This is a genomic window from Neisseria montereyensis (assembly GCF_024834045.1).
Taxonomy (GTDB): Bacteria; Pseudomonadota; Gammaproteobacteria; order Burkholderiales; family Neisseriaceae; genus Neisseria; species Neisseria montereyensis.
Window position 1 is genome coordinate 54,832 of record NZ_JANUXW010000005.1, and the last position, 20,258, is coordinate 75,089.

11 protein-coding genes and 1 CRISPR repeat array are annotated in these 20,258 nt (G+C 45.5%); of the genes, 1 reads left to right on the plus strand and 10 read right to left on the minus strand.

Annotation, left to right across the window (positions count from 1 at the left end; translation table 11 throughout):
* Nucleotides 1-210 precede the first annotated feature (210 nt).
* Nucleotides 211-1,161, plus strand: a complete 951-nt coding sequence (locus NXS09_RS06920) for a TIGR01777 family oxidoreductase (RefSeq protein WP_259291822.1) — start codon at nucleotides 211-213, stop codon at nucleotides 1,159-1,161.
* Between the two features lie 434 nt (nucleotides 1,162-1,595).
* Nucleotides 1,596-6,886: direct repeats of the CRISPR family, unit length 32 nt; unit sequence GTTTCAACACACAGCCGCCCGAAGGCGGCTGA.
* A 188-nt stretch (nucleotides 6,887-7,074) separates the two neighbouring features.
* On the opposite strand, the gene cas2 is transcribed toward NXS09_RS06920, so the two are convergent.
* From cas2 to NXS09_RS06970, 10 genes are all read right to left on the minus strand, one after another.
* Nucleotides 7,075-7,368, minus strand: a complete 294-nt coding sequence (gene cas2, locus NXS09_RS06925; protein WP_259291823.1) for a CRISPR-associated endonuclease Cas2 — start codon at nucleotides 7,366-7,368, stop codon at nucleotides 7,075-7,077.
* 158 nt (nucleotides 7,369-7,526) lie between these two features.
* The gene (cas1c, locus tag NXS09_RS06930; protein ID WP_259291824.1) at nucleotides 7,527-8,540 is read right to left on the minus strand and encodes a type I-C CRISPR-associated endonuclease Cas1c; all 1,014 of its coding nucleotides are present in this window, start codon (nucleotides 8,538-8,540) and stop codon (nucleotides 7,527-7,529) included.
* Between the two features lie 241 nt (nucleotides 8,541-8,781).
* Nucleotides 8,782-9,312, minus strand: a complete 531-nt coding sequence (locus NXS09_RS06935) for a hypothetical protein (RefSeq protein WP_259291825.1) — start codon at nucleotides 9,310-9,312, stop codon at nucleotides 8,782-8,784.
* Nucleotides 9,313-9,317: 5 nt separating this feature from the next.
* Nucleotides 9,318-9,707: a hypothetical protein gene (locus NXS09_RS06940; RefSeq protein ID WP_259291826.1), complete on the minus strand. Its 390-nt coding sequence runs from the start codon at nucleotides 9,705-9,707 to the stop codon at nucleotides 9,318-9,320.
* A gap of 48 nt (nucleotides 9,708-9,755) precedes the next feature.
* A complete protein-coding gene (gene cas4 / locus NXS09_RS06945) occupies nucleotides 9,756-10,358 on the minus strand; it encodes a CRISPR-associated protein Cas4 (protein ID WP_259291827.1) in 603 nt (200 codons plus the stop codon).
* Between the two features lie 2 nt (nucleotides 10,359-10,360).
* Nucleotides 10,361-11,227, minus strand: coding sequence for a type I-C CRISPR-associated protein Cas7/Csd2 (gene cas7c / locus NXS09_RS06950; RefSeq protein WP_259291828.1), 867 nt, complete (start codon nucleotides 11,225-11,227; stop codon nucleotides 10,361-10,363).
* Nucleotides 11,227-13,002, minus strand: coding sequence for a type I-C CRISPR-associated protein Cas8c/Csd1 (cas8c, locus tag NXS09_RS06955; protein WP_259291829.1), 1,776 nt, complete (start codon nucleotides 13,000-13,002; stop codon nucleotides 11,227-11,229). Before cas8c ends, cas7c begins: the two co-directional genes overlap by 1 nt.
* On the minus strand, nucleotides 12,999-13,676 hold the full coding sequence (gene cas5c, locus NXS09_RS06960) for a type I-C CRISPR-associated protein Cas5c (RefSeq protein WP_259291830.1): 678 nt from the start codon (nucleotides 13,674-13,676) through the stop codon (nucleotides 12,999-13,001). Before cas5c ends, cas8c begins: the two co-directional genes overlap by 4 nt.
* 145 nt (nucleotides 13,677-13,821) lie before the next feature.
* On the minus strand, nucleotides 13,822-17,142 hold the full coding sequence (locus NXS09_RS06965) for a DEAD/DEAH box helicase family protein (RefSeq protein WP_259291831.1): 3,321 nt from the start codon (nucleotides 17,140-17,142) through the stop codon (nucleotides 13,822-13,824).
* On the minus strand, nucleotides 17,142-20,210 hold the full coding sequence (locus NXS09_RS06970) for a site-specific DNA-methyltransferase (RefSeq protein WP_259291832.1): 3,069 nt from the start codon (nucleotides 20,208-20,210) through the stop codon (nucleotides 17,142-17,144). The genes NXS09_RS06965 and NXS09_RS06970 overlap by 1 nt, the downstream gene beginning before the upstream one ends.
* Between the last annotated feature and the right edge of the window lie 48 nt (nucleotides 20,211-20,258).

The following is a 20,258-nucleotide window of genomic DNA, read 5'->3' on the forward strand; positions in this document are numbered from 1 at the left end:
TTTTCGGGGTGCAAATATAGATTTATTGATTTTATTGTATAGAAAAGGGCATTATATTCATTAAATAAATCAGGCCGTCTGAAAACAATATTATTAAATAATAGTTTGCTATATTCAAAATCAATATTTATTGTTAAGATTTGCCTGCTGAAATATTGAAAATAAATATTTAGTCGGTTAGAAGTTTAATCTCTTTAAAAGGAATGGGTGATGAATATCTTAATCACAGGCGGTTCGGGGTTTTTAGGCCGGTCTTTAAGCCGACGGTTAAAAAACTTGTCGGACAATAATCAAAATTCTGCTACCCGCATCACATGGTTAACCCGAGATAGCGGGCAGTTTCATCCCGATTATATCGATTTAATGACTTATGAAGACTTCAAAACCACCGAAGAAACCTTTGATGTGATTATCAACCTTGCCGGAGCGGGCATTGCCGATAAGCGTTGGAGCGCAGCACGGAAAAAAGCCCTGTTCGACAGCCGAATCCGCCCCACACAAGCCGTTTTAGCATTTATTGCGCGTACCCAAACACCGCCCAAGCTGCTCGTGAGCGGTTCTGCCATTGGATGGTATGGTGTTCAAGGTGAAAAAACATTAGATGAGAATAGCGGTTTTGTCGGCGATTTCGCCCATGATTTATGCGAAGCATGGGAAAAAGAAGCCGAACTTGCCACCGCTTCAGGCATTGAAGTGGTTATCTTGCGCACCGGCGTGGTGATACACCCCAAAGGCGGTATGCTTGCCCGGTTGCTAACCCCGTTTAAATTCGGGCTCGGCGGTAAACTAGGCAATGGTAAACAAATAATGAGCTGGATTAGCCAAGAGGATTGGGTAAACGCCACAGGATTTATTATTGAACAACATTTGGCCAAACAAACGCAGCAGACGCAAAACAAACCCGAAGCCGGCAGCATGGTAAGTCTATATAACCTAACCGCTCCAAATCCGGTGAGCAATCAGGAGTTTACCAAAACATTAGGCAGCTATTTGCATCGACCCACATTTATGGGCGTACCGGCCTTTATACTAAAACTGATATTGGGTGAAATGTCGACTTTATTGCTTGATGGACAAAAGGTGATGCCTAAGAATCTATTGGAACAAGGCTTTAAGTTTCGGCATAGCTATTTAAAACAGGCTTTGGAAGAACAGGAGTGAGATGAGTAGAAGTAGGCCGGATTGCTTTTATTATATACAGCTATCCGAATGCGGCTGATAACTGAACAAGTAATCCTTATTCAATAAAATGGTATTGTTTTTAGGATTATCGATACTGTTTGGAAAACCTACACATATAGTGCAGGTTCTCACAAAAGGTTAACGTATGTTTCTTTTTTTCTGTGCTATTGCTCCAGAAATTAGTACATATGCAATAACCAAGATTCCGAGGCCACCTAAAATTATAGTTCCTATTACGTTATTCATTCTCATATCCTTTCATTATGAAAGTTATCATTCAAATGATACCACAAATGAAAAAACTAAAAATAATCAAAAATAAACTGAATAGAAAATGATCACCCTGCCACAAAAAAAGCTTGGGTAACGATGCTAACTCCAAGTAGGTTTCATTTTGCTGCTAGATCATTTAAGTTTCTATACACAGCCGCCCGAAGGCGGCTGAAAGGACGGATATAAGTCAAGCTTTGGGTAAAAATGTTTCAACACACAGCCGCCCGAAGGCGGCTGATTCGTATAATAGCATCCACCAGCAAACATAGCTCTAGTTTCAACACACAGCCGCCCGAAGGCGGCTGACAGGCAACAATATTACAACCGATTATCCAAGATATGTTTCAACACACAGCCGCCCGAAGGCGGCTGAGTTCGGCGATTTGTAAGGTTTTGATACTGTAGGCGTTTCAACACACAGCCGCCCGAAGGCGGCTGAATGCTAAGATTTATTCTGACATTCAATCTTGTATAGTTTCAACACACAGCCGCCCGAAGGCGGCTGAACAAAAGCATTAACACTGTTGGCTTAACTAAAGCTGTTTCAACACACAGCCGCCCGAAGGCGGCTGAACGCCAGCAACGTGAACGCCGTAATGGTGCTACAGTTTCAACACACAGCCGCCCGAAGGCGGCTGAGACGGTGAAATCATGTACTGCCATTTGCTGCGCGTTTCAACACACAGCCGCCCGAAGGCGGCTGACTTGGTTTTCAGATAGTTCGTTTATGTCAATTTGTTTCAACACACAGCCGCCCGAAGGCGGCTGACGGGGCAATTTATCCTGATGATGGTGTCAGGCGATGTTTCAACACACAGCCGCCCGAAGGCGGCTGAAGAGAATCCCTAAGCAAGAAAGGTAAGCAAGATGGTTTCAACACACAGCCGCCCGAAGGCGGCTGACAATAGGTTGGCTGCTAATGGCTTAACAACACGTTTCAACACACAGCCGCCCGAAGGCGGCTGAGCAGTTGTAGCTCAAGGCGCACCCAATCTAGCGGGTTTCAACACACAGCCGCCCGAAGGCGGCTGAATAAGGTCTTATATTTTTAAAAACGAGATGGTCAGTTTCAACACACAGCCGCCCGAAGGCGGCTGAACCCAAATATATCTTCAAACACCGCACTTGCCCTAGTTTCAACACACAGCCGCCCGAAGGCGGCTGAAATTCGGCAGTTGGACAACTTGGACAGGGTAACAGTTTCAACACACAGCCGCCCGAAGGCGGCTGAGCATCGTCATTTGTCAAATCAATTTTATTCACATTGTTTCAACACACAGCCGCCCGAAGGCGGCTGAAAGGCATTGATGCAGCCTGTTTTCATAGGTGAGTGTTTCAACACACAGCCGCCCGAAGGCGGCTGACCACCCTTTAATAGGGTGGGTATACCTGTATATACGTTTCAACACACAGCCGCCCGAAGGCGGCTGAATGTTGATTATAAATCTCTTCGGTTGGATTTAGTTGTTTCAACACACAGCCGCCCGAAGGCGGCTGACTGCCGCACTCATGTCTTGTTCATCCATTATCTTGCGTTTCAACACACAGCCGCCCGAAGGCGGCTGACCGGGTCAAAAACGACTTTACCACTACCGGATATCGTTTCAACACACAGCCGCCCGAAGGCGGCTGATTGGGTATTTTGGGACGGCTGACTATAATCAAAACGTTTCAACACACAGCCGCCCGAAGGCGGCTGACCGATCGAACCATCTTTTTTTAAATTCTTAAAATGTTTCAACACACAGCCGCCCGAAGGCGGCTGATCGCCGAAATCACCTATTAAGATAGTATCTTGAAGTTTCAACACACAGCCGCCCGAAGGCGGCTGAGTGCGCCGCGTTATACCCTCAATCGCCGCGACAATGTTTCAACACACAGCCGCCCGAAGGCGGCTGATTATTTTGTTTAAGGATTAAGGCCGTGTTTGTTTTGTTTCAACACACAGCCGCCCGAAGGCGGCTGAGTCGCAGTTGTAGCTCAAGGCGCACCCAGTCTAAGGGTTTCAACACACAGCCGCCCGAAGGCGGCTGAGCTGCCAACTCGTCCCCGAACAAGTCGAAATTATCTGTTTCAACACACAGCCGCCCGAAGGCGGCTGACCAAGCACACATAATAACAATATTATACATTCTAGTTTCAACACACAGCCGCCCGAAGGCGGCTGAATGGTCGCCAGCGGATAGTTGGTTTTGGTTAAGCGTTTCAACACACAGCCGCCCGAAGGCGGCTGACAATGTATTGGTAGAAGCTAGTTATAGGTTAAGTGTTTCAACACACAGCCGCCCGAAGGCGGCTGAGTATTATTATGCCTAATTGGTGCAATAATTATATGGTTTCAACACACAGCCGCCCGAAGGCGGCTGAACTGCTCGTTGGAATATTACTCCTGCTATATCAGGTTTCAACACACAGCCGCCCGAAGGCGGCTGACATGGTTTTAGCGGCGGGCCGCTGGCGACACTGGCGTTTCAACACACAGCCGCCCGAAGGCGGCTGAGATCGCATCCATATCCATTGTGCGCGTGCAACTCGTTTCAACACACAGCCGCCCGAAGGCGGCTGACAAGCCAAAGACAAGGTGATTGCCGATAAAAACAAAGTTTCAACACACAGCCGCCCGAAGGCGGCTGACTAAATAAATAGCCGGTAACGGTTGATTTTTAGCGTTTCAACACACAGCCGCCCGAAGGCGGCTGACTTGAAATAAATTAGAGTGCCTAATAAAACCGCAGTTTCAACACACAGCCGCCCGAAGGCGGCTGAATGGCAGATTCTCTTTTAAACGAATTACCTCAAGTTTCAACACACAGCCGCCCGAAGGCGGCTGAATAGTACATAATTTGGAACTTTCTATTTTTTAAGAGTTTCAACACACAGCCGCCCGAAGGCGGCTGACTTAGATGGTCAGTTTTAATGATGGATACAACAGTTTCAACACACAGCCGCCCGAAGGCGGCTGACCATTATTGCACACATTAGCAGCCCTGTTTACGGTGTTTCAACACACAGCCGCCCGAAGGCGGCTGATTGGCGACATGATTCACTTGTGTGATATTCCGGTTGTTTCAACACACAGCCGCCCGAAGGCGGCTGAAGATACTTAAGCCGCGCATTGAGGCGGCTGGCGGGTTTCAACACACAGCCGCCCGAAGGCGGCTGAAAGTCAGATTGATTATCATAAAGGTATTTGCAATGTTTCAACACACAGCCGCCCGAAGGCGGCTGAATATCTGCGGCCGCCTCAAACGCCGCCGCGTCTGGTTTCAACACACAGCCGCCCGAAGGCGGCTGATGATTGCCCGCCTGTCGCTTTAGCATGTAGGCCGGTTTCAACACACAGCCGCCCGAAGGCGGCTGATTGGGTGTTTAATCATTTTTTATATCCTTTGCTAGTTTCAACACACAGCCGCCCGAAGGCGGCTGACAACACAAGAGCAGCGGACGGCAAGGGCTAAGTTGTTTCAACACACAGCCGCCCGAAGGCGGCTGAGGCCTAGACGAAAAAACCAAAGGCTTGCAAGACGGGTTTCAACACACAGCCGCCCGAAGGCGGCTGACCGATGAGGTTTCACTTTCATTCCGCCCTTACGGTTTCAACACACAGCCGCCCGAAGGCGGCTGAAAAATATTGATGTGATTATTCAGCTAAAAAGAACGTTTCAACACACAGCCGCCCGAAGGCGGCTGACTTCAGTATATTGTTGTTCAGAATCTGTATGAGAGTTTCAACACACAGCCGCCCGAAGGCGGCTGAGAATTAACCCTTGCCGTCGATGATGCCCTATTTGAGTTTCAACACACAGCCGCCCGAAGGCGGCTGAAAAAGTATTTTATACATGTTATCGTTTCTCGAAGAGTTTCAACACACAGCCGCCCGAAGGCGGCTGACCGGGCATCAACATGTCCGGCCGATGGCCGCAACGCGTTTCAACACACAGCCGCCCGAAGGCGGCTGATCTGGCACGGGGCGGCGATGAGCAACCCGTCTGGACGTTTCAACACACAGCCGCCCGAAGGCGGCTGATTACAGGCGACGCGGAAGCCTACCCTGTTAAGGAGTGTTTCAACACACAGCCGCCCGAAGGCGGCTGAATAGTTTTAAAGGAGGGCCGCTGGAGATATTGGCGTTTCAACACACAGCCGCCCGAAGGCGGCTGAACAGGGTTAATCCTTGCGTTAGGCTTGGCAAGTAAAGTTTCAACACACAGCCGCCCGAAGGCGGCTGATGGCTGATAACTACGACATTTTGCGGCTAGTGATTGAGTTTCAACACACAGCCGCCCGAAGGCGGCTGAACGGCCTTATCAAACAGCTAAACCTAGAAAAACTAGTTTCAACACACAGCCGCCCGAAGGCGGCTGAGCACCAAACCAATCACCATTATCACCCCTGCCCGAGTTTCAACACACAGCCGCCCGAAGGCGGCTGAGACGACGAAACCGAAGATAAAGCGGCCGATAAAGACGGTTTCAACACACAGCCGCCCGAAGGCGGCTGATGATTTTAATTGTCGGAGTAGGCCAATCTATTGTTGTTTCAACACACAGCCGCCCGAAGGCGGCTGAGCCCGGATGGCGGCGCGGGCGGTGTCTTTGGCTTTGTTTCAACACACAGCCGCCCGAAGGCGGCTGATTTCAGACGGCCTTGAGCCAATCAAAAACTGGATTGTTTCAACACACAGCCGCCCGAAGGCGGCTGATCGGTCGGCCGGCGGAAGAGGTCGAGGCGGCGCAGGTTTCAACACACAGCCGCCCGAAGGCGGCTGACGGGGTATTTTATTTGCCGAAAGTTTTAATGCATGTTTCAACACACAGCCGCCCGAAGGCGGCTGAACACTACGCAGCCAAGCCAAAAAATACGGCATCGTTTCAACACACAGCCGCCCGAAGGCGGCTGAGTACCTTGTATGACGAGGGCTGCAAGGTTAGCCGCGTTTCAACACACAGCCGCCCGAAGGCGGCTGACATCAATATCTATTTGTCGTTTTTTTAACAATGCGTTTCAACACACAGCCGCCCGAAGGCGGCTGATGTTCCGGCTCTTCGGCTTCAATACACCCAGATGGTTTCAACACACAGCCGCCCGAAGGCGGCTGAGCCCAATAGATTGGGAAGCATTAGGCGATTGGATTGTTTCAACACACAGCCGCCCGAAGGCGGCTGATTATATGGCTTTTGCGGTAACAATCGTTAAAGACGTTTCAACACACAGCCGCCCGAAGGCGGCTGAAAATTTTAATGACAAATGGTTTAGTATTGGTAATGTTTCAACACACAGCCGCCCGAAGGCGGCTGACTAAAACTTTGTATGCGGCCTTGTTGGTCAAGCTGTTTCAACACACAGCCGCCCGAAGGCGGCTGAACCTTTCATGTTTTGTTTCAATGTTTGTATTATATGTTTCAACACACAGCCGCCCGAAGGCGGCTGAAGCCCCTTTGAAATCCCTTAACTGGTAAGGCTTTTGAAGCAAGCCTTCGCTAGGGTCTTATCTAAAGAGCGAAGAGAGAGTATAGCACAGCCTTTATTGCTATACTTCTCTCTTAATATCCTGATTGTTAAAGAACTATAGAAATCGCTAATCTCACCGTATTTTCATGGGCACTATATATTAGCGAACTATACAATTAAGGTATCTTTAAACACATCCGGCGCAGCTTTGGCTCCGTGATGTTCGACTTTGCCGCGCCATTTGCTGCCCAGATGATAGAAGCGCAGGCTGTCGGTATCGGGGTTATAGGTTTCGAGCAGTTTGGCTTTTAATACTACCCACTGATCCGGCGCAATATCGCATTCAAATACCGAATATTGCACACGCACGCCGTAATCTAAACAATGTTTGGCAATACGCCGCAATCTTGCTTGTCCTGCTTCGTCTTCCAGCGAAATATCATAAGTAATCAACATTAGCATACTATTTCCCCTTTATTTTTCAAACAAATATTATAGGCCGTCTGAAACCCGTGTTTTCATTTAAAAGATGCTTATGGCTTTAATGTCTTTATACCGCGATATTCAGACGGCCTCAAAGGCTACCCGAAAGGCCGTCTGAAAATATCTATCTGGCAACATTAGCGCATAAGAAAAGGCGGATATTCTGCCAAATCGCCGCGCAGATGCCGTGCCAGCAATAATGCCTGAATATGCGGCAGCAAGCCGATGGAAACTTCTTCCTGTAAAAACGGATGCATGATTTTTTCCTGCTTTTTACTTTGCAATGTTTGAAACAGCAATTTGCGCGTTTCCGCTTTAATATTCACCGCTCCACTGCTTTCGGTAACAAAATCTTGCGGCTTAACCTGACCACGGTTAATCAGGCTCAAAACCATTCTATCGACCCACCAAGCCCGAAATTCTTCCAGAATATCCTGCGCCAAGCTATCGCGGCCGGGGCGGTCGGCATGTAAAAAGCCCACTTGCGGATCCAAGCCCACACCTTGCAGTGCGCCGCTAATATCTTTGCCGACAATGCTATATAAAAAAGACAATAGGGCATTCACCCCGTCGCGCGGCGGACGGCGGTTGCGACCGTCGAATGAAAAACCACTTTGTTCACGCAATAAATGGCGAAATACCCCGAAATAACGGGCCGCGGCATCGCCTTCAATACCGCGAATCAAATCCAAACTTTGCGCCCGTTTTAATTGCTGCAAACTAAAGTTCAATGCAGTAACCGCCGCCTGAATATCTTCATGCTCGCCATGATTGCGCAGGCGGCGTTGCAATACCCGTTTAGTAGACTGAATTTTTGCCGCAATCACATTGCGGGCAATCGGAACAGGATTTTGTTCAGATACCCGATATTGCGCCCGCCGCAACAATACATTACCACTCTGCCGCCCCTGCAAACGGCCGAGAAAGCGCCCGTTTTCAGTAAAGAAAGCCAAATTGACATTGTTCTCACCGCAAAATCCCATTAAAAAAGGGGACACCATAACGTTACCAAAGCAAAAAATATGCCCGATGGCATGTATCGGCAATTGCGCTACTTTTTTGCGCTCTTGTTCTACAACCAGCGTTTCCCGCTCTTTATGCAAATAGCTGCCTTGAGTGGTGATGTAGAGCGTGTTTTGTAGTTTGCGCATGGTTTGAATCCCCTTTAATTATTCTATTTGCTATTTGTTATTTATTGATTAGCTTGGCAAAGGCTGACTGAAAACTTTTAGATAAGACTATAGGCAAAGTTAACAGACTCAATGTTAGTAAATTTTATGATTTTATTAAGATTTCAAACCAACCCAAGTTTGCTTGTCTCTCAAAACAGATTTTTGTTGGAATTTCTGAATGTTACAGATTTATGTTTTCGGCTAATTCAACCTATACTTGTCATTCCTCATCCATCTCAATTCCAAAATATCCTTGTCTGCTATTATTCTGTGTTTTTAACTGTCTTTGTGTTACTTCACACAATTTATTTACTCCGTCATTGGAAATATAACCTATCTTCTTATTTGGGTAATTTCTCTGAGCTTCATCAAGTACTTCTTTTGCTCCTTTAGTTAATCCATTATTTCCTATCAAAAGCTGCCCAATACAATCTGGATGTTTTTTAATATCACCTATAAATTTTTCTGCTAAAGGCTTAGTAATCTTATTATTTTCATTTTTTACATCTATTCTTGTTTGGATTTTTTTACTTTTATCTTCTTGAGGATTTGAAAAATCAGATAATTCACCCGTAGATATTTTCATCATCTCATTAAAGTGAGTTACTGTGTGATGTAAGACAATATCACACCCATTGTCTGGTGTATTAGTTCTTGTATGCCTAGTTAAGTCAATGCGATCATCACACTGCCCCATGCCTGATATTAGCCCTGTAACTTTCATTTCACCTTTTTTACCTAAATTAGACATTGTATTTACCCTACCATTACTAATATATTAAGATTTTTATTATATTTATCACGCTTAATAGATAGAATCTTCAATATGTTAATCAAATCTCCGAGTAAAAATAATTTTTCTTCCGTATTACTACTATCAATGATTTTTTTATCTATTTGTTCACTTCCTTTAATACATGCAGGTATCAATATATCATTAATAATTTTTATCAAATTTTCATCATTGATGTAATTTATTAAAATTTCTTCAGTGGAATCTTTAGTTTCTGAAATATATTTTTCTCCAATATATTCTTTCAACTTTTCATATACATCTTCCCTTAAAGGTGTTTGTTCCAAAATTTCAGAAGTATCATCATAATAGTTTTGATCTTGATATTTCACTAAGAATAAACTCTTTGACATAATATTAACCTCCCAGATTAAGTTTTCTAAAACCTATCACTTGCTTATTCATTTCCAAAAAACTGCCACATATTTTACCGACTTATCCTTCCCCAACAACACCGGCTGACAAACTTCAACCAACGAACAAGCCTTACAACGTTTGCCATATTCCGGCGGCGGGGTTTGCCCGCTTTCCAGCAATTCGCGCACTTCTGTAATCGTCGCCAAAGTTTCTGCCCTGAGGCCGTCTGAAAAGGCAACCGGTAGGCGATGGCGGGTTTGGCCGTACCATAGCGCGCCTTCTGTAATGGTTTGTCCGGTCATTTCTTCCAAGCAGAGGGCTTGGGCGCAAAGTTGGATTTCGTCAAACGGAGCGGGCTTAGGTTTGCCGCGTTTATATTCAATCGGTTTCAGACGGCCTGTTTGCATATCGCATTCGACCATATCCAATACGCCATGCACGCCGAGTTTTTCCGCCGATACATGCACGCTGCGCTCAAAGCGTATGCCTTTGCGCGTTTCCGGCTCGCCCGAATCGACCCGCTCATGCAGCGCCCGCCCTTGGGCGGTTAAAAAATTCTCCGCCCATGCCTGTTCGTTGTGAATCAGGGCACACTGACGCGGGCAAAAGGCGTAGTGTTGCAGGGCGGAGAGGGGTAGGGAACGCATGTTTACAGCAATTCTTCAACCGTAACGCCATCAAGGCCGTCTGAATCGATAGTGATGCGGTAGTCGCTATACGATCCGGCGGGTGTGCCGCTGTCGCCTTGAACGCGCTCGACTTTTACCGCCTCAAATAATTTATGTGCCGGTTGGCTGCCGAGGGCATTATCGTGTTTGAATACAATCAGTTTGCGTGCGGTCATTTCGCCACGGGCGGCGGAATGGTCGTGGTCGAACATGAGTTTGAGCGACTCCCATAATTTGCTTAAATCATCATCGCTAAAGCCGGTTTTTTCGGCAAGTTTGGCGGATATAAAGCCGTGTGCGCGGTATAGGGCGTAGGGCACGATATATTTGCGCCCCATGGTACGTTCTTTTTCCAGGTCTTTTTCATTGGTTACCGCCATGCGGGTGATGGATACTTCCAGCGGCACAATCGGGTCGATGGATTGGCCGAAAGCGATTTGTACCGGCCCGCGTACTTGCCCGCTGTTGACTTCGGTTGTCATCACGGCGCCGAATGTGCGGATATCGAAAAAGTTTTTGCACATCCATGCGGTAATGTCGTGCGCTTTGGCTTCGTCTTTGGGCAGTTTTTTGGCTTCGGGTTTGATGTCTAAGGCATCATAAGCGCGTTTGTTTTGCAGGTTTAAAACGCTTTTTTCTTTGACATAGATTTCGTAGCCCGCTTCATTTTCGCTGGAAAGCTCGATAAAGTTACGGATTTTGCGTTTCAGACATACATCGGTAACCAAGCCTTTGCTGGATTCGGGATCAAGGCGCGGCATATTGCCTGCGTCGGGGTCGCCGTTGGGGTTGCCGTTGGTGACATCAAAAAAATAAACAAATTCATAGCGGTTTTGGATAGACATCATTATTCCTCGTTTGCAGTAGATTCTTTGGCGGCGAAATAGCTTTGTTTTTGATGGTAATAACCAATGGCAAAGCGGCCTTGTTCGTCGATATTAAAATGGCGCGGAAAGGTTTCCGGCAATTGTTCGATAATGGCGCCCAAATCTTTATCCAGATTCACCGCCATGCCTTTTTTATCTTTGCGCAGGCGCGATAAATGGTGTTTGGCACCGCTCAATAAGCGCGGGAAAACGGAAAAAGGGACTGCGGAAGCCGAGCCGTAATAACGGTCGGCAATGCCGGCATTCAATTCGCCCAATGCCTGATACTGAATGCGCTCAAGCACGGCAAACAGCCGCCCCAATAAATAGGCCGTATTACGGCTTTCGGTATTCAAACTCACGGGAACCTCCTCTTTAATCAAATCTTTGCGGAAACGCCGTTGCAATACGGCTTTAATCAGGGCAATGCGCAAACCGTTGGCATCGCCGTCGGCACGGATACGGGCAATTAATTGTGATAGCAAACTGAGTGGATAAGGTGTGCCGCTAATTACCGCACGCGCCATTTCCCCCGCCAATAGCGGCGAAATATTTTCACTTTTGCCTAATACGGCGGTTTGCACCAATAGCCGCCAGATAGAAGGCGGGGTTTTCCACGCCTGCGGCTCTAAATGCAAATCCTGCCAGTGCTGCGCCAGATTATCGAACAGTTTGCCGAATGTGGTATCCAGCCAGAAACGGATGGAAATCCGCGAAGCATTCGGCGCCAAGCCCAAGATATAAAAGCGCGTATCCGGCGATAAATCGGGGGCGATTTCTTGCAATGGCCGCCCTTTTTCCATTTGCTTTAGCACATTGAATATTTTGTTGTTTTCCTGCTCATCATCCGGCGGATCCATTATTGCGGCGAACAAATCTTCCGCCTCCTCCGCTTCGGCATGTTCGGCTGCTTCCGCCCAAAATACCGTGCTGCTGTCGCCGATGGTGAGACTATGTTTGTTTTCACGCCGCAGCAGATAATTCAGCGCCGTGGTATAGGCAAAAGCCGCCTGCTCCGATACCGGCGCATTCGCGCCTTGCTCTTTGCCAAAAGAAGTGAACGATTCCTTATTAAAAGAAATAATCGAACCGCCCGAACTTTGCCCGCCCCACACGCCTTTAATCGCCGGATGCAGCCGCGCAATCGGCGCTTCTTCACCGCTCACCAAACATAAACCCCGCTCCGCTTCATCGTTTACCAATAGCGTTGCCCACAATGCTTGTGCCGCCTTGCGTTGATGAATATAGCCGCTACTGCCGTCTAATTTAAACACCACATTGGCATCCAACATCTCAGGGCGGCATGGCGCTTGGGCGAATTTTTCCGGCTGCCAATGTTCGAGAAACAAACGCACGGCGCGCAAACCTTCATCGGCCGTATCTTGCAAAAGCTGCACATGATATTGTTTAAACGCGGCAAAGGTTTTTTCAGACGGCACAAAAGGTTGGCTTTGCGCGGCGGCCTTGTCTTTATTGGCTTCTACGCCTAATACATAAGCGGTTTTATCCCAAAGAAAATTCGGCTTAACTCCCGAAGTGCGCTTTTCCGGACGCGGCACGCTCATAAGCTTAGGTTGCGGTTTTTTATCCGTGCTTAAATGCGGCACCACATCGACCAACAGGCCGTCTGAAGACAAGACCAAAATCCAGCCGATTTTTTCTTCACTAAAGCCATAAGGCGGCACTTTCGGATTGCCGACGTTATCTGTTCCCGCCGCCAAACGATGGTAATAACGGGTTAATGCCGTGAGAATCATGCTTTTACCTCCTCGGCATAAAACGGCGGCACCTCAATCACACCGTCTTTCATCTGCGCACGGAAAAAACGCGGCGTATTGCCGTGGTCAAAATCAATATCGTGCAGCATCCAACCTAAATCGCGGTCTTTTTCACGGGCGGATAATTCAGAAAGCGGAAAAGGATCGCCATCATCAATCAAAGCGAAATGCGCCGGAAACTCGCGCACGCCCATACAGGGCTGCTGAAAACACTGCCCCTTAGCCGCCCGCCGTTTAAACATCTCGATATGCTTAGTGGCATTTTCATCCACACCCGCTTTCGCCGTCATCCGCACATGCGCCTCAATCACATAGGCGACATCTTTTAATACCGTCGCCGCGCGCTGCTGCCGGTCGTCCTCAATCACTGTATACAAATCCTGCACACTCTTGCGCCGCATCGCCCCGCTTACCTTGCTCGCCGAAATCTTGCCGCCCAACTCATTGCGCCGCACCGACTCAAAGCGAATCGGCTTTAACACATGAATCTTATCCACAACCCAACGAATCGCCGGCTTCCAATGCACCGCCGCCAAAATCCCCCGCGCCGCAGAAGGTGTAAGCACATCATAAGACACCCGTTCTACTTTCATTTCCGGGCGGGTAAAGCAGGCGTAGTCGCCCCAAATATGTAATCGCACTCGATTGGACATAATGGCTCCTTATGCTTCGTTTCACACGCAGCCGCCCGAAGGCGGCTGATTTTTCTTTCTAAACTATCAACTTTAGTTTCAACCCACGCAGCTTAGATGCTGCGATATGACCACTATTTTTCAGACGGCCTTTTCTCTAAGTTTTTTATTCTGCTAAAATAATTTCAAACATCTGTTTTAAATATATTTTATTCTCATCCATAAATAAAATATGTTTATCTTCTAGCGTTTTATCACTGATGCCCGTGAATGCAGGCACTTCTGCTTGCGGCGTAACCGATAAAATGAAACTGTTTAAAGACATATCTTGTAGCTTCATATCCTTTTCCAGCTTTTTAACTTCTTCGGCCAAGCCGAATTTAGGATCTTCTAAACTCATATGGCGAAGCCCTTTGGGATCAACAAAACTCAGCCATTGTTTATCGCTTTCTTGATCGACCAGCCATAGTAAAAAATCCGGATAGAAATTACCGGCCAAAGCAAACCCTAATCCTTTGCTTTTGTTTGCAGCATTGCGCAATAAATATAGCTCCTTCCCTCCGGTCAAGTCGGGTAAACGGCCATTTTGATGTAGTTCTTGTAAATCATGCACAAACCGAATTTCGCTATTCTCATTCATTGCCAACGGCTTCATGGTTAAAGGAAGGGCATCACGGTTTTGCAGCGTCATAATCGGATAATATAAATGCGGTGCAAAACAAATCGCCTCAATATTCGGTGCTTCCCATGCTAAGGCTTCTTTCAGACGGCCTGATTCGATAATTTCTTTCAATTCATTCAGGCGGCTTTCATAAGCTCTGCCATTGTCACTAGGCTCTATTTCAAAATGATAGCCATCAAACATCGAGCCGTTTTTCTCATCCACCCAAACCGATTCATAAAACTGCGCTTCATAAGCGCTTTTCAAGCGGTTATAAAATTGATCGGTATAATTGACCAACAAATCCATGAGTAAAGCCTGCTGCTTCTCAATATCGGCAAAGCTATTGACAGCTAATTCGCTTTGGGGAATATAAAGCGTATACCAATCGTTTTGTTCGGCAAATGTTTTCAGACGGCCTTTATCCAAACGTAAATTATTCCAAGTGCGTTTGAGTTTATAATCAAGCAAATGCAGGTAAATTTTATCCCAATCAAACCAATCAAATAGATGGCTATTTAAAGTATGGATTTCGCGTTGATCGTATTCGGTACGGCGAATTTGTGCGCCGTCGCTACTTAATGCTTCTACGCGCGGATAACAATCTAATAGCGCTCGAATAGGTTTAATTTTCCCCTGCCATTTTTCAGGAATTTCATATAGCCATACATTTTGCGAACGTTTGAAGCCTTGTTTTTGATTATCTTTATAGCCATCTTTTAGCCGAAGCGTTTTCAGTTTCCGCGCCGGCAGATTGGGTTGTACTTGAAAATCTACCGTCAACATTTCATCCGATGGCGTAACCCCTTCTTCTTTGAGATACTTTTTAAACTGCTCCATATATCCGGCATTTACGCCGAAAATATTCAGTGTTTCCAACTTATCCAAATGCAGTCCGTGCGGACGTTCTTCCGGCAGGCTGCGTTTTAAGGAAAAATTCCGTCCTTTTAAGCGCACCCCCCGCCCAAACAATTGAATAATTTGGCTGCCTTCGCCTTTACCCATGTTCAGCAGGCCCATTGTAGAAACCCGCCAGCTCGACCAACCTTCCGTAAATTTTTTAGAACCGATTAATAGGTTTATCTTGCTACTTTCATGATTAATATCGGCAAACAGGCCGTCTGAAAAATCATCACTACTGCTATCAAAGCTTTCATCCTCTGCGGCGGTTTTTAAAAAGCCTGCCGCATCGCCGATATTAATCACGCCGAACGGTTTATTTTGACTGCCGATACTTAATGCCAGTTCGCCATTGGATTTTTTTAAATGTGTTAAATGCAAGTGCTGGCGGCTTGGTGCATTAAACAGCCGCTGCAAAATATCGGCATATAGATCGGATTCTTTACCCATCCAAGCGCTGAGGGGAAGAAAGCGTTGTAAGAAAATATTATTGCCTTGGTTATCCAAAATTTGGGCATTATCTGCCAGTAAGTCTTTTAACCAGCGTTGAATCTGCAAGGGTTCGTTTAGAAAAAAAGCCAAATAGCGAACAATGGCTAAAACATCACTATCATCATCGGCAACCTTATTGCCGACAAATACCATTAACGGCTTTTCCAAATTCCATTCCGCCAAGCGTTCTTTACCATGCTCAAATAAATAGAGCTGCTGATAAAAAGCCAATAAGCAGGCGGTGAAATACTGTTTATCGTATTGTTGATAAGCCTCATCTTTCATATTCAGAATCAGGCTTTCTTTGCCATAGCCGTCGCCATAGAAAAATTTATAGGAATAATCAAACAATACCGCTTTGGCATATATTTCAAAAACAGCGGTTTGCCGTGCTTTTTGCTTATCGGATTCGGTAAGCTGCAATTGTGCCAGTTGCTCTTCATCCAAGCCGTTTAGTGTTTTTTTCCCAAACAACATTTTGGCTTTATTTTTTTGCAGCTCTATTTCTTGTTTGGCAACGGTTTTAACGTCTTTGGCAGACTGCCCTAAAGTGGCCGAATATTCAAAAGCAAAACCGCCTTTTACCAATGCATCGCGGCGTTCCAGCCATACCTTGCCGGATGCGCCGCGATGCCCCTCATCGACCAGCACCAGATTATTGCCGTTGAATGCCTCTACCGATACCGTTTTATCGCCGTCTTTATCTGCCAGCTTATGGATATCGATGACCTCAATTAATGGTGTTTGATGTAATCCCAAGGCACTTTGCCGGCCTACACCACTGGTATTTTTATCAAATAAAGCGGCTTCCAGCCCGGATTGTTTCAGCTCGGCAACGTGTTGCCGGCTCAAGTTATCATTCGGCGTCAGTACAATAATTTTATCGGGCGATTGCGTGCTGCCGGCGCTAAAATAATGCAGGTATTGCAAAATATTGATATGCATCAGCAAGGTTTTACCGCTACCCGTCGCATTCCAAAAAGCAATTTTATTTAAATCATTTAAGCGGTATTTTTGCAATTGCTCCGCATGCCGCTCTTGTAAATAGGCATCAAGCGCTTGATTTAAGGCCGTTTGTAGCTCTGCTTTACGGTTAAAATACCAATCCAAATAAATTTCGCTAAACAATAGCGATAAATATTGGAAATATTTCATCTGCAATTCATGGCCTTCGTCGCGATTACGTTGCTCGGTAATCTGCTGCCAATGCTGCACAATATGTAAATCGTAACGGCGCAAATCCGTTTCCGTTAGGGCGGTATCATGATTAAAAAATAAAACGCCGGTTAGTGCATGAAAGAAATAAGTTTGGCCGTCTTCCGCTACGCCTTCGCTATTGCCCAAACGCTGTTTTAAGGCTGGCAAATCTTGATGGTGAAATAGCGATAACAGCCAGCGATTTAAAATCAAATGGTCGTGGAATGTAGTAGCCATTACACCGTCTCCGCAGCAAACATCAGGCGCAAGAATTCCGGCTCTATCGGGCGCAATTTTAGCGTTTGCAGATTACCGTCTTCTTCCGATTGCCAAGCCGTGGCAATATTGTGATCACCATTGATATACACCACATCATAGGCACGGCTACCCGGATGAATACTGAGACTATCCATCACCTTCTGAAGCGCTTCATAATCGATTTTTTCACAATCACGCCACAATACTAATGTTTTTTCATCATTTTGCTGATTGGGTAGCTGCCCTTCTACCATAACGAAGCCGCGCGTATAACGCTGGTCATTGATCAGGCTAACTTTCAAACCGATTAAATAATTAAAGGTTTCAACCAAATCGATGGTTTGCGGGGAAAATGCACCGGCCGAAGACGTGGCGATATTCATTTGATAATTAAAAGGCCGTCTGAAGTCATCGGTATTCAGTAAAGAGTCGCGGCTTTCCGTATCCAATAGATAATGCAGCAAATAATCGTTTTGCACCGCTGCGGGCAAATTGTCCAGCAAATCACGGCGCTGCAATTGCAGGTTATTTAAGGTGTCTTCATAGCTTTCCAGACTCAGTACTTTAACCAATCCACTACCCTGATAATCAATAGATTTTGAAATGCCTGATTTTTCCCCAAAAATCGTTTTTTTGATACGTGTGATTAATACATCGCTGAAATAATTTCCTTGTTCTATCCCGATCCATTTTCTGCCAAGTTTCTGAGCAACACATGCCGTTGTGCCGCTACCCGTAAAATAGTCCATAACCAAATCATTTTTTTGAGTGGTCATTTCAATGATTCTTTTTAATAATTTTTCCGGCTTTTTACCATTATCAAAAGATATTCCTCCTTCTGACTTTGAGGCCTGTCCAATATCATCCCACACATCAGAGCCAAGTAACCCAAATGAGTTTTTACCATTTTCTTGGACTATTCTTTCGGCCAAAGGAACACAAACTCCTCCTTGATAGATTAATTTTTGCACCCCATATTGATCAAAAAAAACCTCGACATCATTAGTCCCTTTACTTTTCTGAATAATTGCTTTGACTGCTTCACCGGCTTTATTGTTATTTTTTTCAATAGAATAAATATGCTTAGGGTTTTTTAACGCATATTCCACAAGAGATTTATCATCGTATTGGGATTTAAGATCAGAAATCATCCAAGAGCCATCTTCCTTTTGATAAATCTCCCACTTATAATTCATATTGTAATTATCAGGCGTATAGAAAGGATAAAAACGAAAAGTTGGATTTTTAGAATAAAATTGTAAATATTCTTTTATTTTAAATAAACGCTCGCCTCTCTTAACATTAATAGCATTAACTCCACTTTTACTCGAAGTAATTACAGAAATAGTTTCTCTATGATTATCTTCACCGAAAACGGAAACCATCATTTTATGTAAATTAGTATTTTCAATATCGCTAATTTGACAAAATAAAGCCGAATTATTATTCATTAAAGGATATGCTAATAAAATTCGGTCATACATCAAGCTCAACCAACTTGAATGTCGGTAACGGTCTTTATAGAAAAAGTCACCATTGCCTGTATTATAAGGCGGATCAATATAAATACATTTCACCTGCTCCCGATAGCGTTCCTGTAATAAGTTCAGAGCTTGAAAGTTATCCGAATGAATCAATAAACCATCGGTAGCGGCATCTAGGCCGTCTGAAGAATTATGGGTGCTTTCGGATAGTTCGGATAATAATCGCGCTTGGAATTCGGCGGGATAAAGCGATGTATCGACAACCAAATGGGGATAGATTTGTGCGAATTGCACGCCATCTATATCCGCCGGCATTTGTACAGAGAATAAATCTTGCCACTGCGCCTGTTGTTTGCTGTTGTGCAATACATCTGCCAGCAAATCTTCAGGAATATAATCAAGGGTAATCAGGTAATGAATACCGGTAACAAATTTCTTTTTCAGCCATAGTTTTTTCTGGAAATTTTCCAATTGGGCTAAAAAAGCAATAATGTTTTTGGCAATGGTGCGTAGGGTTTGAATAAGATGTAGGCTGCTTTCAATTTGGGAGAAGTTCTCGGCATCTTGAATATCATTAAGCTTCATCACTTCGTTTTTAATATAAAAATCGAGCTCTTGGTTTAGGAAACCGCCCAAATCTTTATGAATGAAATAATCGGCGCTGTTTTTTTGCGTGTAGTCGGATAAATGTTTTTCCAGTAATGTTCGGTTGGGCGATTTTTCCGTAGGCGCCCGTTCACTTAAAGCCGCTCCCCAGCGTTCTTGAACAAGGGTATGGTTAAGAATCGCCGCAATCGCTTGTGCCGTTAAATCGGCTTGCTTGCTATTGTTTGCTGCTACTTTATATTCAAAACGTATTTCCAGCGTTTGCCCGTCGTCTGTTTCTTGAATGGGGAAAACGGTTTCCGTGGTGATATTGCCGGATTCATCTTCGTGTTCAATATCGTGCTGTTCTGCCAATACGAAAAAACGCTTGCCTTCGTTGTCTTTGCGATTGTCTTTGGCAGTATCTGCATCAATCAGGCGGAAAAATACTTGTCTGCCATCGGCCAGGGTAAAGCGATAGTTGCTGAAATTTTCTCCGGATTTGGTGTAATACTGATCTTTGTTGGCCCAATAGAGCATCACTTCTTCGCCGTTATAGGGAATGGCGTAGGTGTCGCCTTTATAGCGGCGTTGGCTGATAAAATCACCGGAATCGTAATATCGGGAAAAGAAAGTCAGCAAATGGTTATAAACGGCAGCTTCGTCAGCGGCGCTGCCGCGTACGGCATTTTGAATTTTGGCATTTAATTCTTGTACTTTGGCCGTAGATTCGGGGGCAACACCTAATGCTTCCGCTGATTTTTTTGCATCGGCAAGCTCATGCCGCCATTGCTCGAGTGAAGTGGCACTACGTTGGCTAAAAGCGGCTTTGATGGCATCGGGTAGGGTATGATTTAAATAAGTTTCAATCTCGCGACTGCGGCTGTTGAGAATACGATAAATTCCAAAATCCAAATCAGGGCGGTCAATTTGAAAAATTTCATAGAGCTTCTGAATCAGCTCGAATTGCTGTGACATTTTTTTCCTTTATAACTATTTATTAGATGATAACAGTGTAGGAATTTA